13 protein-coding genes are annotated in these 15,819 nt (G+C 74.6%); 8 read left to right on the top strand and 5 right to left on the bottom strand.

Going from position 1 to position 15,819, the window contains the following annotated elements; all coding sequences use genetic code 11:
* Positions 1-284: 284 nt before the first annotated feature.
* Complete coding sequence (locus FQY64_RS09175; RefSeq protein ID WP_146473967.1) at positions 285-2,648, top strand: penicillin acylase family protein; 2,364 nt, start codon at positions 285-287, stop codon at positions 2,646-2,648.
* A gap of 71 nt (positions 2,649-2,719) precedes the next feature.
* On the top strand, positions 2,720-2,992 hold the full coding sequence (locus FQY64_RS09170) for an oxidative damage protection protein (RefSeq protein WP_146473966.1): 273 nt from the start codon (positions 2,720-2,722) through the stop codon (positions 2,990-2,992).
* Here the strand turns inward: FQY64_RS09170 and FQY64_RS09165 are convergent.
* On the bottom strand, positions 2,971-3,414 hold the full coding sequence (locus FQY64_RS09165; RefSeq protein ID WP_146473965.1) for a DUF6491 family protein: 444 nt from the start codon (positions 3,412-3,414) through the stop codon (positions 2,971-2,973). The genes FQY64_RS09170 and FQY64_RS09165 overlap by 22 nt on opposite strands.
* Before the next feature lie 257 nt (positions 3,415-3,671).
* Between FQY64_RS09165 and FQY64_RS09160 the strand changes: the two genes are divergently transcribed.
* The 5 genes from FQY64_RS09160 to FQY64_RS09140 all read left to right on the top strand — a co-directional run bounded on the left by FQY64_RS09160 (position 3,672) and on the right by FQY64_RS09140 (position 7,650).
* Positions 3,672-3,929 (top strand): hypothetical protein, encoded by a 258-nt coding sequence (locus FQY64_RS09160; RefSeq protein ID WP_146473964.1) that lies wholly within the window; start codon positions 3,672-3,674, stop codon positions 3,927-3,929.
* Positions 3,930-4,101: 172 nt separating this feature from the next.
* Positions 4,102-5,061 (top strand): acetyl-CoA carboxylase carboxyltransferase subunit alpha, encoded by a 960-nt coding sequence (locus FQY64_RS09155; RefSeq protein ID WP_146473963.1) that lies wholly within the window; start codon positions 4,102-4,104, stop codon positions 5,059-5,061.
* Positions 5,062-5,076: 15 nt separating this feature from the next.
* A complete protein-coding gene (gene tilS, locus FQY64_RS09150) occupies positions 5,077-6,357 on the top strand; it encodes a tRNA lysidine(34) synthetase TilS (protein ID WP_146473962.1) in 1,281 nt (426 codons plus the stop codon).
* A 170-nt stretch (positions 6,358-6,527) separates the two neighbouring features.
* Positions 6,528-6,776, top strand: coding sequence for an exodeoxyribonuclease VII small subunit (locus FQY64_RS09145; protein WP_146473961.1), 249 nt, complete (start codon positions 6,528-6,530; stop codon positions 6,774-6,776).
* Positions 6,769-7,650 (top strand): polyprenyl synthetase family protein, encoded by an 882-nt coding sequence (locus tag FQY64_RS09140; protein ID WP_146473960.1) that lies wholly within the window; start codon positions 6,769-6,771, stop codon positions 7,648-7,650. The genes FQY64_RS09145 and FQY64_RS09140 overlap by 8 nt, the downstream gene beginning before the upstream one ends.
* A gap of 58 nt (positions 7,651-7,708) precedes the next feature.
* Here FQY64_RS09140 and FQY64_RS09135 read toward each other — a convergent pair whose 3' ends face one another.
* Positions 7,709-8,086 carry a DUF4870 domain-containing protein gene (locus tag FQY64_RS09135; protein WP_146473959.1) on the bottom strand — a complete coding sequence of 126 codons (378 nt, stop codon included), beginning with the start codon at positions 8,084-8,086 and terminating at the stop codon, positions 7,709-7,711.
* A gap of 87 nt (positions 8,087-8,173) precedes the next feature.
* Entirely contained in the window at positions 8,174-9,535 is a 1,362-nt protein-coding gene (pmbA, locus tag FQY64_RS09130) for a metalloprotease PmbA (RefSeq protein ID WP_146473958.1), read from the bottom strand.
* A gap of 98 nt (positions 9,536-9,633) precedes the next feature.
* On the opposite strand from pmbA, the gene yjgA reads away from it, so the two are divergent.
* A complete protein-coding gene (yjgA, locus tag FQY64_RS09125) occupies positions 9,634-10,212 on the top strand; it encodes a ribosome biogenesis factor YjgA (protein ID WP_146473957.1) in 579 nt (192 codons plus the stop codon).
* 106 nt (positions 10,213-10,318) lie between these two features.
* Here yjgA and tldD read toward each other — a convergent pair whose 3' ends face one another.
* Positions 10,319-11,755: a metalloprotease TldD gene (gene tldD / locus FQY64_RS09120; RefSeq protein WP_146473956.1), complete on the bottom strand. Its 1,437-nt coding sequence runs from the start codon at positions 11,753-11,755 to the stop codon at positions 10,319-10,321.
* A 91-nt stretch (positions 11,756-11,846) separates the two neighbouring features.
* Entirely contained in the window at positions 11,847-15,656 is a 3,810-nt protein-coding gene (locus tag FQY64_RS09115; RefSeq protein ID WP_146473955.1) for a YhdP family protein, read from the bottom strand.
* Between the last annotated feature and the right edge of the window lie 163 nt (positions 15,657-15,819).

The following is a 15,819-nucleotide window of genomic DNA, read 5'->3' as shown; positions in this document are numbered from 1 at the left end:
TTTTCTCCGGGCGGAAACGAAGAAGCCCGCGCTTGCGGCGCGGGCTTCGGGGTCGATGAGCGTGTGCGGTGGAACTACGCGCGCTGATCGCCGGCCCGCGGGAGGCTGGCGTTCGCGTTTCGATTGTTCAGCGCAACGGCGCGCGCGCCGCGGGAGGCGGGGTGGTTCGAGCGGGCGCGGGCCGGAAGGAGACGCATGCGCCGAGACTGCACGACCCGGCGCCGGCGCGCAAGCCGCAGGCACGCTCGGCTAAGCTCGCTGCGGGCGACGGGGAGACGGACGCGATGAGGACATGGCTTCGGCGCGGCGCGCTGGCGCTGCTGGCCGCGGTGGCGCTGGCCACGCTCGCGGCGTGGTGGGCGATGCGCGGCAGCCTTCCGCGTCTGGACGGCGAGGCGGCGCTCGCCGGTCTGTCCGCGCCGGTGCGGATCGAACGCGATGCGCTCGGCGTGGTGACGATCGACGCCGCCAACGCGGCCGATGCCCTGCGCGCGCTCGGTTACGTGCACGCGCAGGAACGCTTCTTCGAGATGGACCTGCTGCGGCGCGCGCCGGCCGGCGAGCTGGCCGCGCTGTTCGGCGCGCGCGCGCTCGACCACGACCGCGCCCAGCGCGTTCACCGCATGCGCGCACGCGTGCAGCGCCATCTGCGCGCGATCGGCGCGGAGAACGCCGCGCTGCTGCGCGCCTACGGCGAAGGCGTCAACGCGGGCCTCGCCGGCCTCGACCGCACGCCGTGGCCGTACCTGGTGCTGCGGCAGACGCCGGCACGTTGGCAGGACGCCGACAGCGCCCTGGTCGCCTACGCCATGTACTTCGACCTGCAGGACGCGCGCAACCGGCGCGAGCATGCGCTGTGGCGGATCGAGCCGCATCTTCCGCCGCCGCTGTTCGCGCTGCTGACGCACGGCGCATCGAGCTGGGACGCGCCGCTGCAGGGCGCGCCGCACGGCGATGCGGTGCTGCCGCCGCCGCAGCGCCTCGACCTGCGCACCCTGCCCGCCCCGGAGCAGGCGCGGCCGGCGCGCCTGAAGGAGCCTCGCGCGCCGGGCAGCAACAGCTTCGCGGTATCCGGCGCGCTCACCGGCGACGGCCGCGCGATCCTCGCCGACGACATGCACCTGGGGCTGCGCGCCCCCAACCTGTGGTTCCGCGCGCGCCTGCGCTACGCCGATCCGGCCGCGCCCGGCGGCCGCGTCGATGTCGCCGGCTTCACCTTACCGGGCGTGATCGTCGGCAGCAACGGCCACGTCGCCTGGGGCTTCACCAACAGCTATGTCGACACCGCGGATTTCGCGCTGCTGCGTCCGTGCGGCCATCGTGTCGAAGCCGGTTGCGCGCCGGTCGCCGTCCATCGCGAACGCATCGAGGTGGCCGGCGCGGCGCCGGTCGCGTTCGACGTGCGCGAGACCGCATGGGGCCCCGTGCTGCACGATGCGCCCGACGGCCGCGTGCTGGCGCTGCGCTGGACCGCGCATCTGCCGGATTCGCTGAACTTCGGCCTGCTCGGGATGGCGCGCGCGGCCGACGTCGACGACGCCCTCGCCGTGGCCGCGCGCACGCGCATTCCCACCCAGAACCTGCTGGTGGCCGACCGCTACGGCCGCACCGCCTGGCGCTGGATCGGCGGCGTGCCGCAGCGCGATGCCGCGTGCATGCGTCTGTCCACCCACACGGCGGCCGCATGCGCGCCATGGGGCTATGCGCCGGAGGCGACGTTGCCGGTGATCGCCGCGGACCGGCTGTGGACCGCGAACCACCGCCTGGTGGACGGCGAGGCGCTCGCCCGCGCCGGCGACGGCGGTTACGCGCTCGGCGCGCGCGCGCGGCAGATCCGCGATGCGCTGCAGGCGCGGGCGCGCTTCGACGAGCGCGCGCTGCTCGCGATCCAGCTCGACGACCGCGCGGTCTTCCTCGAGCGCTGGTGGCGCCTGCTGCACGACAGCGCCGCGCGCCCCGACGCGCCCGCGCTGCGCGCGCTGGCCGCGGCCGCGGCGCGCTGGGACGGCCGCGCCGCGCCGTCGTCGGTGAGCTACCGCATCGTGCGCGCGTGGCGCCTGGCGGTGCACGAGCGCATCGCCGACGGCCTCACCGCGCCGGCGCAGGCCGCGCTGGGCGAGGCGTTCGAGATGCCGGAGCTGCCGCAGTTCGAGGGCGTGGTGTGGCCGCTGCTGACGCAGCGTCCCGGGCACCTGCTGCCACGCCGGTTCGCCTGTACCTCGCCCGCGCGCCCCTGCGGCTGGGATGCGCTGCTGGAGGACGCCGCGCGGCAGGTGCGCGACGAGCTGGCCGCGCAGGGCCCGCTGGGCGAGCGCGACTGGGGAGAACGCAACACCGCGCGCATCTGCCATCCGCTGGCGGGCGCGATCCCGCTGCTCGGCGAGCGCCTGCTGTGCATGCCGCGCGAACCGCTGCCGGGCGATTCGGCGATGCCGCGCGTGCAGGGACCGGCGTTCGGCGCGTCCGAGCGGATGGTGGTCGCGCCGGGCCGCGAGGCCGAAGGCATCGTGCACATGCCCGGCGGCCAGAGCGGCCATCCGCTTTCGCCGTTCTGGGGCGCCGGCCACGACGACTGGGTGCGCGGACGGCCAACCCCGTTCCTGCCGGGGCCCGCACGCCATCGCCTGCTGCTGCGGCCCGCGCGCTGAGGCGCCGGCGCACGTTGCGGGTTAACCTGCGCGCCCCCAGTTTCGGGCCTCGGCCCGACCGCGAGACGACCATGCCACGCACCGTCTTCTGCCAGTACGAACAGCGCGAAACCGAGGGTCTGGACTTCGTGCCCTGGCCGGGCGAGCTCGGCCGGCGCGTGTTCGCCCACATCGGCAAGGGCGCGTGGCAGGCGTGGCTCGCGCACCAGACGATGCTGATCAACGAGAACCGGCTCTCGCCGATGAACCCCCAGCACCGGGCGTTCCTCGAAGGCGAGATGGCGAAGTTCCTGTTCGGCGGCGGCGCCGAGAAACCGGCCGGTTACGTTCCGCCCGAGGCCTGAGCGCGTTCGGCCGCCTCGGCCTTGCGCCGCTCGCGCTCGGCCGCGCGCAGCGCCTTCACGTCCAGCGGGCGGATCTCGCGGATGAAGCACGGGATGCGCATCGTCGGCGAAGGCGCGACGACGTGGATCCGGTCGAAGCGCGCGTGGATGCGGCTGAGCTGCTGGCTGACGGTGATGCCGTAGGCGTACGGCAGATCCGGGCAGCCGCCCTGCAGCTCCACCAGCCAGGCCTCGTTCGGCCGGGTCCACAGCGCCAGCGCGTCGTCGCCGAGCGGCGTCCAGCCGTCCAGGCGGCCGAAGTAGCGGATGCTGTCCACCGGCGCGCCGGCATGCGCGCGGTACAGCGCCAGGCGTTCGGCGTCGCGCTGCGCGGCGCCGGTCGCGGCGAGCGCGAGCAGCAGGAGCGGGAGCAGGCGCTTCATGGGGGCGTCTCCAGGCATTCGGTCCGTGTCGATGTTGCACCGCGCAGGCCGGGGCCGACTGAACCGCGGCGAACGGCGCTCGGACTTTTCCGAGGCGACGCCGCGGCATCGGCCGATGGCGGCCCCGCCGCCGCGTTTGCAAGCTGTGCGGGCCCCGGACGCACGGCCCTGCACGGCACGGACGCCGCCGCAAGGGACATGGCCGCCGCAGGACGCGGATGCGGGTCCGGGGCATTCCCCCTGCACCGGAGCGTCGCGTGTACACCGTCCAGCTCCTCGAACGCGATTTCGTCGGCCGCCCGATCGACTCGGCCATCAGCGCCGAAGTCTTCCCCTCGCTCGCCCAGGCGTCGGCGGCAGCCAGGAGCGAGGCGTTCTACCTGTCCCACCGGCTGGGCATTCCGGTGGCGGTCGCCATCGCCGATGCCGAGCGCACCCTGATCCGGCACATCGTGCCCGCGCTGCACGACGAGCACGCCCGCCCGCTGTACGGCGGCGCGGTACGCGCGGGCTGACGCGTCGCAGCGGGCATCCGGCCGGCGGGCGCGGCTCGCGGCGCCCCGCCACGGGCCCGAGCATGCGGGCATCTGCCCGCGATCGGCGCGATACCGGCGTCCATCCGCACGCCTCGGTACGGCCCCCGGCTGTGGGCTAGACTGTCGCCCTTTCCGCCCGACGAACCTGCGGATGAATCCGAATTACCTCGACTTCGAGCAGCCCATCGCCGACCTGGAGGCCAAGATCCAGGAGCTGCGGCATGCCAGCAGCGGCCCGGCGGTCGACATCGACGCCGAGATCCACGCCCTGCAGGACAAGCTGCGCCAGCGCACGGCGCAGATCTTCCGCGACCTCAGCCCGTGGCAGGTCTCGCAACTGGCCCGCCACCCGGCGCGGCCGTACACGCTGGACTACCTGCGGGTGATGTGCGACGAGTTCCAGGAACTGGCCGGCGACCGCATGTTCGCCGACGACCCGGCGATCGTCGGCGGCCTCGCCCGCATCGACGGCCGCAGCGTGATGGTGATCGGCCACCAGAAGGGCCGCGACACCCGCGAGAAGGTCCGCCGCAACTTCGGCATGCCGCGCCCGGAGGGCTACCGCAAGGCGCTGCGGCTGATGAAACTGGCCGAGCGCTTCGGCCTGCCGGTGCTGACCTTCATCGACACCCCCGGCGCCTACCCCGGCATCGACAGCGAGGAGCGCAACCAGAGCGAGGCGATCGCCCGCAACCTGCTGGAGATGGCCGAGCTGCGCACGCCGGTGGTGTGCACCGTGATCGGCGAAGGCGGCTCCGGCGGCGCGCTGGCGATCGGCGTCGGCGACCGCACGCTGATGCTCGAATACAGCACCTATTCGGTGATCTCGCCGGAAGGCTGCGCCTCGATCCTGTGGAAGACCGCCGACCGCAAGCAGGACGCCGCCGAGGCGATGGCGATCACCGCCAAGCGCCTGCACGAGCTGGGGCTGATCGACAAGATCGTGCGCGAGCCGATCGGCGGCGCCCACCGCAACCCGCGGCAGATGGCGATCCGGCTGAAGGCGGTGCTGCTGAAGGAACTCGACGCGCTGCAGCAGGCGCCGCTGGACGAGCTGGTGGACCGCCGCTACCGGCGCTTCCGCGGCTACGGCGCCTACGAGGCCGCGTAAGCCGCGCCGGGCGCGATGCCCCCGACCCTGCCGCTGCCGCCCCCGCCGCAGCCCGTGGAGCGGGTGGTGGTCGGCTTCAGCGGCGGGCTGGATTCCACCGTCCTGCTGCACGCGCTGAAGGCGGCCGGCCACGCCGTGCGCGCGCTGCACGTGCACCACGGCCTGCACCCGGACGCCGCGCGCTGGGAGGCGCACTGCGAGGCGCTGTGCGCGGAATGGCAGGTGCCGTTCGCCAGCGTGCGCGTGCAGGTGCGGCGCGACGGCGGCGAAGGCCCCGAGGCCGCCGCCCGGCGCGCGCGTTACGCGGCGTTCGCCGAGCACCTGGGCGAAGGCGAGGTGCTGGCGCTCGCCCACCACCGCGACGACCAGGCCGAAACCTTCCTGCTGCGCGCGTTGCGCGGCTCCGGCGTGGACGGGCTGGCGGCGATGCGGCCGTGGCGCCCGCTGGCGCGCGGCGCGGTGTGGCGGCCGCTGCTGGAGCTCTCGCGCGCCGAGCTGCTGACCTACGCGCAGGCGCACGGGCTGCGCTGGATCGACGACCCGTCCAACGCCGACGTCACCCTCGACCGCAACTTCCTGCGCCAGCGCGTGCTGCCGCTGTTGCGCGAACGCTGGCCGCAGGCGGACGTCCCGCTGGCGCGCGCCGCCGCGCTGGCGGCCGAGGCCGCCGACCTGCTCGACGAGGAAGACGCGCGCGCGCTGGCCGCGGTGCGCACCGCCGATCCGCAGGCGCTCTCGCGCGACGCCCTGCGCCGGCTGCCGGCGCCGCGCCGCGCGCGCGTGCTGCGGCGCTGGCTCGCGGCGTTGCACCTGCCGCCGCTGCCGGCCGAGGGGCTGGCGCGGATCGAGGCCGAGCTGCTGCCGGCGCGCCAGGATGCCGAAGCCGCGTTCGCCTGGTCCGGCGCGGTGGTGCGCGCCTGGCGCGACCTGCTGCACGCCGAAGCGGAGCACGCGCCGTTGCCCGCACGCTGGGAAGCGCCGTGGGACGGCCGCCTGCCGCTGGTGCTGCCCGACGGCGGCGCGCTGACGCTCGAAGGCGCGCCTGCGCTTCCGGTACCGCTCACGGCCCGCGCCCGCCGCGGCGGCGAACGCATCGCGCTGCCGGGGCGCACGCATTCGCACGCGCTCAAGCACGTGTTGCAGTCCCTCGGCGTGCCGCCGTGGGAGCGCGCGCGCCTGCCGCTGCTGTGCGACGGCGAGGACCGCGTGCTGGCGGTGGCGGACCTGCTCTACGCCGCGCCGTTCGACGCCTGGCTGCGCGACCACGGCGCGCGCCTGCGCTGGACGCCGCCGTAGGCGCCGCCGGAGGCGGGCTCGCCGCTGTTCCGGTCCCGGCTCAAGCGCTCTTACAGTCGCCAAGCCGCAGGAGCGGTTTCAGCCGCGACGGGCTCGGCTGCAGAGGCAACGCCCGCTGCCACGCGCGAGGCGATTGACCCCCGGCCCCGCGCACCCGCACACTTCGCGCCATGCCCGCCGAAACCTCCTCCACCTCCGCCGTCGCCGATTTCGAGCGCTCGCTGGACGAGCTGGAACGGCTGGTGGAGAAGATGGAGCACGGCGACCTCACGCTCGAGGAGTCGCTGGCGGCCTACGAGCGCGGCGTCGGGCTCTACCGCAAGTGCCAGACCGCGCTGGAGCAGGCCGAACTGCGCGTGCGCCTGCTGACCGATCCGCAGGACCCCGGCAGCGCCGAGCCCTTCGCCGCCGATGCGTGACCCCCGCTTCGCGGCCTGGCGCGCGCGCGCCGATGCCGCGCTCGCGCGTGCCCTGCCCGACCCCGCCGACTCCCCGCACGGCCTGCACGGCGCGATGCGGCACGCCGTGCTGCTGGGCGGCAAGCGCATGCGCCCGTTGCTGGTCTACGCCGCCGGCGCCGCGTTCGGCGCCGAGGAGCCGTTGCTCGACGCGCCCGCCGCGGCGGTCGAACTGGTCCACGCCTACTCGCTGGTGCACGACGACCTGCCGGCGATGGACGACGACGCGCTGCGCCGCGGCCAGCCGACCGTGCATGTGGCCTTCGACGAGGCCACCGCGATCCTCGCCGGCGACGCGCTGCAGGCGCTGGCGTTCGCGACGCTGGCGCGCGCGCCCGGCGATGCCGCGCTGCGCGTGGCGCTGATCGACACGCTGGCCGGCGCCGCGGGCGTGGCCGGGATGTGCGGCGGGCAGGCGCTCGATCTCGACGCCACCGGCGCGGCCGCGTCGGTCACGCTCGCCGAGCTCGAGCGGCTGCACGCGATGAAGACCGGCGCGCTGATCCGCGCCGCGGTGCGGATGGGCGCGCTGTGCGGCGGTGCCGATGCGGACGCGCTGGCCCGGCTCGACCGTTTCGCCGCGGCGCTCGGCCTCGCGTTCCAGGTGCGCGACGACATCCTCGACGTCGAAGGCGACAGCGCCACGCTCGGCAAGACCGCCGGCAAGGACGAGGCGCAGGCGAAGGCGACCTTCCCCGCGCTGCTCGGCATGCAGGCCTCGCGCGCGCGGCTGGACGAGCTGCGCGCCGCGATGGACGCCGAACTGGGCGCGCTCGGCGCGCGCGCCGACGCCCTGCGCGCGCTGGCGGAATTCACCCTCACGCGCAGCCATTGAGCGCCCAGAACAACGAAGGCCCGGACGACCGGGCCTTCGGGTGTCGCATCGCGCGCGCTTACTTGATCAGGCGGAACGCGAACGGATAGCGGTAGCGCTCGCCGTTGTTCGCCTTGATGCCGGCGATGATGTAGAAGACCACCGACACGATCCACAGCAGGAACATCAGCGGCACCGTGAGCAGGCCGAGCAGGCCGAGCGTGATGGCGGTCAGCACCTGCAGCACGATGTAGATCGCGAGCAGCGTCAGGTTGAAGTTGAGCGCTTCCTTCGCCTGATCGTTGAGGAACGCCTTCTCCGCCTTGTCCTTGTTGATCAGCCAGACGATCAACGGGACCACGAAGTTGAAGAGGATGCCCGACAGATGGGTCAGCAGCGCGACGGTGCGGTCGTCGGAGCTGGCGTCGGTCGAGGCGCCAGGGTTGATGTCGTTCATGGGTGTCCCCGTAGTGGCTGATCGGTGCGGCCGGCCCCCTGCCGGCCTGACGGCCACTCTCGACCCGGTGCCCCGAAGTGTCAAGCATCACGCTTCGCCGGCCACGGTCATCCTGCCGACGAGGATTGACCCGGTGCGCACGTGCGAGCGCGTGTCCACATCCGAACCGACCGCTTCGATGCTCTCGAACATGCGCCTGAGATTGCCGGCGATGGTGATGCCGTCGACCGCATGGCGGATCTCGCCGCCCTCGACCCAGAACCCCGCCGCGCCGCGCGAGTAGTCGCCGGTCACCGCATTGACGCCCTGCCCCATCAGCTCGGTGACCAGCAGGCCGCGGCCCATGCCCTGCAGCAGCGCGCGCAGGTCGCCGGCATTGGGCGCGACGTCGAGGTTGTGCACGCCGCCCGCGTTGCCGGTGGTGCGCAGGCCGAGCTTGCGGGCCGAGTAGCTGCTGAGCACGTAGCGCTGCAGCACGCCCGCCTCGACGATCGCCGATTCGCGCGTGGCCACGCCCTCGGCATCGAACGCGCTCGAACGCAGCCCGCGACGCAGGTGCGGGCGCTCGTGGATCGCGAACCAGTCGGGGAACAGGCGCTGCCCCTGGCTGTCGAGCAGGAAGCTGGCGCGGCGGTACAGCGCGCTGCCGGAGATCGCGCCGAGCAAATGGCCGATCAGCGAGCGCGCGACTTCGGCGGCGAACAGCACCGGGTATTCGCCGGTGGGAATGCGACGCGGATCCAGCCGCGCGACCGTGCGCTCGGCGGCGCGCCGGCCGATCGCCTCCGGCCGCTCCAGATCGTCCGCGGCCAGCCCGAGGCTGTACCAGCCGTCGCGCTGCATCGCATCGCCTTCGCCGGCGATCAGTGCGCAGCCGAGGCTGTGCTGCGTGCTGCGCTCGCGGCCGACGAAGCCGTGCGTGTTGGCGTACACGCCGAGGCTGCTGCCGGTGCCGAGCGAGGCGCCGTCGGAATTGGCGATGCGCCGGTCGAGCTCGCGCCCGGCGGCCTCGCAGGCGAGCGCGAGGTCGATCGCGCGGTCGGCATCCAGGGTCCACGGATGCCAGGTGTCGAACTCCGGCGTCTCGCGCGCCATCAGTTCGGGCTCGGCGAGACCGGCGGCGGGGTCGTCCTCGGTGTGGCGCGCGATCGCGCATGCCTGCTCGACCGTCGCCCGCAGGCTCTCCTCGCGCAGGTCCGCGGTGCTCGCGCTGCCCTTGCGCCGACCGAAGTACACGGTGACGGCGACGCCGCGATCGCGCGTGGATTCGACCGTCTCGACCTCGCCCATGCGCACGCTGACGTTGAGGCCGGTGTCCTCGGTGCAGGTCACCTCGGCCTGATCGGCGCCGCGGCCGCGGCATTCGGACAGCACGCGGTCGGCCAGCACGGCCAGCGCGTCGAGCCGCTCGCGGCTGTGATCGGCGAAAGCAAGGTCGGTCGCGTTCAATGGCTTATCCTTTGGCGTTCCGGCAACGCACGCGCGGATGCGGATTGTTGCAGAAACCTCCGCCGCGCTCCGTGCAGGCCTTATCCAGTCCACACACCATGCGCGGCAAAGACCCCGACACCGGCGAGTATTTCGGCCCCAGCCGCAGCCAGCAGCGGCGCGAGGCGCTGGAGGTGCTGGAGCTGGGCGAGCGCCTGGCTTCGCTCAGCGATGCCCAGCTCGCACGGCTGCCGATCCCGGACACCCTGCTGCCGCATATCGTCGAGACCCGCCGCATCACCTCGCACATCGCGCGCAAACGCCAGCTCGCGTACCTCGCCAAGCAGATGCGGCGCGAGGACGAGGAGACCCTGCACGCCATCCGCGATGCGCTCGACGCGCAGGGCGAGACCGCCAGGCGCGAGGTGGCGGCGATCCATCGCGTCGAGCAATGGCGCGAGCGCCTGCTCGACGGCGGCGACGAGGCGCTGGCGCAACTGCTCGACCAGCACCCGCGCGCCGACCGCCAGCATCTGCGCCAGCTCGTGCGCAACGCGCTGCAGGAACGCCGGCTCAACAAGCCGCCGCACGCCTACCGCGAGCTGTTCCGCGAGCTGAGGGCGCTGCTGGTGGTCGGGACGGAGAGCGCGACGGACGCGGACACGGACACGGACACGGACGACGATAGCGGTGGCTGACCGCGGGAGCGGCTTCGGCCGCGATGGATGCTCCAGGCGTCCCGGTCGCAGCTAAGGCCACTCCTGCGACTTGGCGCAGGCGCGCCTGCGCCGTGCTGCCGGCGAACTACGCCTGCGTCCCGCCCACGGTCAGCCCGTCGATCAGCAGCGAGGGCTGGCCGACGCCCACCGGCACGCTCTGGCCGTCCTTGCCGCACACGCCCACGCCCTCGTCGAGCGTCAGGTCGTGCCCGATCATGCGCACCCGCTGCATCGTCTCCGGGCCGTTGCCGATCAGCGTCGCGCCCTTGACCGGCGCGGTGATCCGGCCGTCCTCGATCAGGTAGGCCTCGGTCGCCGAGAACACGTATTTGCCGCTGGTGATGTCGACCTGGCCGCCGCCGAAGTTGACCGCGTACAGGCCGCGCTTGACCGAGCGGATCATCTCCTGCGGATCGTGGGTGCCGGCCAGCATGTAGGTGTTGGTCATGCGCGGCATGGTCAGGTGCGCGAACGATTCGCGCCGGCCGTTGCCGGTGGGCGCCATCCCCATCAGCCGCGCGTTGAGCGTGTCCTGCATGTAGCCGACCAGCACGCCGTCCTCGATCAGCGTGGTGCATTGCGTCGGCGTGCCCTCGTCGTCGACGTTGAGCGAACCGCGGCGGCCGGCGAGCGTGCCGTCGTCGACGATGGTCACGCCCGGCGCGGCGACGCGCTGGCCGATGCGGCCGGCGTAGGTGCTGGTGCCCTTGCGGTTGAAGTCGCCCTCCAGGCCGTGGCCCACCGCCTCGTGCAGCAGCACGCCCGGCCAGCCGCTGCCGAGCACCACCGGCATCACGCCGGCCGGCGCGTCGACCGCCTCCAGATTCACCAGCGCCTGCCGCAGCGCCTCGCGCGCCCATTGTTCGGGCTTGTCGCCGCGCAGCAGCACGTCGTAGCCGTAACGTCCGCCGCCGCCGGTGTAGCCGCTCTCGCGACGGCCGTTCTGCTCGACGATCACCTGCACGTTGAGCCGCACCAGCGGGCGCACGTCGGTGGCGAGCACGCCGTCGCTGCGCGCGATCAGCACGGTGTCCACGCCGCCGGCCAGGCTCACCACCACCTGCTTCACGCGCGGATCGGCGGCGCGCAGCAGGCGGTCGATGCGACGGAGGGTCTCGACCTTTTCCTCGTTGGGGATGCGGTCGACCGGATCGAGCGCCGGATACAGCGTGCGCTCGCCCACGCGCACGAGCTGCCGCGGCGATTCGCTGCGGCCGTCGCGGGCGATCGCGCGCGCGGTGCGCGCGGCGGTCAGCAGCGCCTCGCCGTTGATCTCGTCGGAGTAGGCGAAGCCGGTCTTCTCGCCGCTGATGGCGCGCACGCCCACACCCTGCTCGATCGAGTGCGCGCCTTCCTTGACGATGCCGTCCTCCATCGTCCAGCTCTCGCGGCGCGAATGCTGGAAGTAGAGGTCGCCGAAGTCGACGCCGGGGCCGAGCAGCGTGCCGAACGCACGCTCGAGCCCTCCGCTGTCCAGTCCGGCGGGGGCGAGCAGGCGGCGTTCGACGAGATCGGGCGTCATGGGCGATGGCGAATGGCGGGAGAGGGGGGATTGTCGCCCCGGAGGGGGGCGGGCGCGAGCGCGATCGAGATGGCGACGTGAAGACGGACTCTCAACCGGCCGTGTCGCGCTCGCGCGCGGCGGCGCGGCCCTGCTCGCGGCCGAGCACCTCGACCTTGGGCTCCTTCCAGGGTCCGGTCACCCGGTAGGTCTTGGCGCCGATGCCGCCGAGCGGCTTCTGCAGCACCGCGTTGGCGGCGGCGCCGATGGCCGCGCCCATCGGGCCGCCGGCCAGCGCGCCGGCGACGGTGAGCAGGTTGCCGGTCTTCGGACGCACTTCGATGGTCTGGTCGAAGGTCTGCGAGCGCAGGTCGGCCGCGCCGCGGATGCCGATCGCCGCGGCCGGCCCGTCGATCGCCAGATCCTCGCTGCGCGCCAGTCCGTCGCCGAAGCGCACGGTGCCGCCCATGCGGTTGAAGGCGAAGCCCTTGGAGAAGAAGTCGCGGAAGTCGAGCATCAGCCGGCGCGGCAGTTGCGCCAGGCTCAGCAGCCCCAGCACGCGGCCGGCGCCGGGCTCCACTTCCAGCAGGCGGCCGTCGCGCACCTCGAGCGTCAGCCGGCCTTCCAGCCCCGCCAGCGCGAACGCCGCCGGGCTGCCCGGCCACTGCGCGTCGAATTCGAGCCGGCCGCGGCCGCCGTCGATCCGTCCGCCGTAGCCGAACGCCGCCAGCAGCCGGCCGAAATCGTCGCTTTCGACCTCCGCATCGAGACGGGTGCGCGCGCCGGCGCCGCGCCCGGTCCATTCGCCGGTCAGCAGCAGGCTCTGCCGACCGCGGCCGGCATGCAGGCGTTCGAGCCGCAACCCCGCGGGCATCGGCCGCGTGCGCAACTGGGCGACGCCGAGCGGCTGCTCGTTCAGGCGCAGCTCGTCGATGTCGAACGCCAGCGGCGGGATGCGCGCCGGATCGACCGCGCCGGCGTCGCCCGCCGCGCTGCGCGTGCCGGACGCGACGGCGCCGCCGGCGGCCTTCCAGTGCACGCGCTCGAAGCGGCCCGAGATCGCGCCGTCGCCAGCGGGCACCAGCACGTTGCCGGCGAGCGCCGGGCCGCTGGCGCGCACCGCCGTCGCGCCGCCCGCCGCCGGCGTGGCCAGCAGGCGGGTGTCGGGGAACACGCCGCCGAGCAGATGCAGCCGGTCGGCCACCACGTCGATCCGCTGCAGCGCGAGCCCTTCGCCTGTGCCCTCGCCGCCGCGCGTGAGCGTCAGCCATTCGACCGCGTCCAATCGCGGCGTGCGCCCGGCGACCGCCAGCCCCGCCGCCGGCGGGGCTTCGTCGACGCGCGCGGCGCCGAGCTGCACGCGCACGCCGGTGCGTCCTGCCGCATTGCGCGCGCGCAGCGCGAGCAGGTTGCCGAAGGCGACGCGCACTTCGCCGTTGCCGAGCGGCCACGGCGTCTCCACCGTGGTCGGCAGCGCGGCGGCGGCCGGCTTGCGCAGCGGCGCCGGCAGATCGAGCGCGGTACCCACCAGGTTCGAACGCAGGTGCAGCAGCGTGGGCGCGGCGCGGCCGGACGCGGTGCGCGGCACGGCGATGCCGACCGTCCACGGCGAGCGCCCGTCCACGTGCGGTTTCAGCCACGCCAGCTCGGGCGCGCGGTCGAGCAGGTCGCGCGCCGACAGCGTGGCGTCGAGCTCGACTTCCACGGCGTTGCGCGGCTCGCGCACGTAATCGCCGATCCGCAGCGCCAGCCGCCCGGGCTGGCCCTCGCGCCGCACCTGCAGGGCGTCCGCGAGCACGCCGTCGGCGCGGTAGACGATGCGGCCGCGCACCTGGTCGAAGGCGAGCTTCCAGCGCGTGTCCGCCAGCCGAGCGCCGTCGAGCCGGACCTCGCCGCCGATGCGGGCGCGCGCCTGTGGCCGCATCGGCAGCCGCAGGTCGAAGGTGGCGCGCGCCGGGCCGCTCGCGGCCAGCGAGCGCAAGGTCTCGCCGTAGGTCTTCTGCAGCGGACTGCGGCGCAGCAGCGCCAGCAGCCGGGCGGCGTCGTCGCCGCCTTCGGCGCTGACGGCGAGCGTGCCGCCGCCGTAGCGGTCGATGCCGGCATGGACGGTGGGAATGGCGATGCCGGCGAGCCGGGCGCTGCCGTGGAAGTCGAAACCGCGCCCGAAGAAGCGCACGCGCCCGTCAAGCGAGTCGGTCGCCGGCCAGTCGGCCTGGAAGCGCACGCGGCCGCCGTCGATCCGCCCGGTCGCCTCGAACAGCCCGTCGCGGTCGGCGAACGGCCAGTCGTCGAGGTCGCCTGAGATCACCGCGCGACCGTCGCGCACGTGGCCGCCGAGGAAGGCGGCGTCCAGCCAGTGCAGCGCGCCCGGCGACATCCGGTGGCGCACCCAGAACCCCTTGGCGACCGGCAACGCGGCATCGTCGACGCGCACGGCCAGGTCGATCCGCGGGCGGCTGCCGTCGCCCTGCCAGCGCAGGCCGCCGCGCGCGTGCGCGCCGAACCCGCGGCCACGCACGCGCAGGCCGTGGGTCGCGACCTGCCAGCCGGCGCTCTCGCGCCAGGCGGCCAGCGCGCCGTCGAGCGTCACCTCGTGCGCCACGCCGAAACCGCTCGGCCAGTCGAACCGCACCCGCGCGCGCGGATCGGGCTCGAACACCAGGCCCTCGCGGTCGCCCTGCACGCGCCCGGCGATGCCGTCGAGGCCCGGCGCATCGTTCACGGCGCGGAAGCCGAGCCGCTCCACCGTCGCCTGCGCGCGCAGCGGCCCGCCGCGCCGTCCGACGACGGCGACGTCCGCCAGCGTGGCCTGCGGCCGGGTGCTGCGGATCCACTCGCGGACAGCGGGCGGCAGGCGGTCGCTGAGCGCGGCGACGGCGAGCAGCGGGCCGGCGTCGATGCGCCGGGCGCGGATGCCGAAGCGCTCCCCGCCCGCCAGCAGCAGCCCGTCCAGGCGCTGGGCCTGGTCCTCGCGGCCGACGCGCAGTCGCGGCGCGTCGAGCCGCCAGCCGTCGCGCACCGCGCGCCAGCGCACCCGCGCCTCGACCGTGCCGAACGGCGTCGGCGCCGCCGGGCCCTGCACTCCGCGCAGCGCCACGTCCTCCAGCCGCGCGTCGACCGTCACCTCGACCACCCGGTGCGCGGCCAGCGTCGCCCAGGCTTCGGCGCGGCCCCGCCCCTGCGTGGCGGCGACGCCGCCCAGCCGCAGCAGCGACGACCAGGCCGCCAGATCGGCCTGGCGCGCGCCGGCGTAGAGACGGCCGTCGCCGGCGCGGCGGTCGAAATCGAGCACCGCATCCAGCGGCCGCGCCCCGGCCGCCTGCGGCCAGGCGCGCAGCCCGGCGCGCACGCGGTCGCCGTTGACCCGCAGCCGCAGATGGATGCGCGGCACCCGCGCCTCGATGCCGAGCGCGGGCGCCAGCACCGCCAGCTTGCCGTCGATCACCTGCAGCTCGCCCAGCGGCTCCAGCGCCGCGAGCGGGTCGCCCGCGGCGGCGTCCTCGGTCTGCCCCGGCAGACCGCGCACGCGCCAGCGGCCGTCGGCGGCGCGTTCGAGCGTCAGGTCGAGTTCGCGCAGGCGCAGCTCGGAAAACGGACGCCCGGGCAGCACGCCGGCGTACAGCGAGACCAGCATCTCGGTATCGCCGATCACGAACGCCGAACGTCCCTCCCCCACGCGCAGGTTGTCCAGCCGCAGCAGCGGGCCGCGCCGCGTCCACTCGGTGCGCACGCGGTCGAACGCCACCGGCCGGCCGGCGCGGTCGCTCAGCCACGCGGCGATGCGGTCGGGGTGGCGCTCGGCCAGCGGCAACGCCTGGCTCGCCACCCCCAGCGCCATCGCCACCAGCACCAAGAGGCCGGCCACGGCGTAGCCGGCGCCGCGGCGCAGCAGGCGCAGACGGCGACGCAGGGGGGTGGTCATGCGCGCGCTCCGCGCTGCGCCGGGAATCGCGAATCGGGAATGGGGAATCGGAAACGCAGCGCCGCGCGGCGCGGGCCCGCCCTCCCCGGGGCGGCCGCCGCCGTGTCGGGTGTCGAGGCCAGGAAGTACGACGCGGCCCGGCGATTCCCGGTTCCCGATTCCC

It is taken from the genome of Vulcaniibacterium thermophilum (assembly GCF_007923255.1).
GTDB lineage: Bacteria > Pseudomonadota > Gammaproteobacteria > Xanthomonadales > Xanthomonadaceae > Lysobacter_F > Lysobacter_F thermophilum.
The sequence above is the reverse complement of the archived record's forward strand: the minus strand, read 5'-3'. Positions and strand labels throughout refer to the sequence as shown.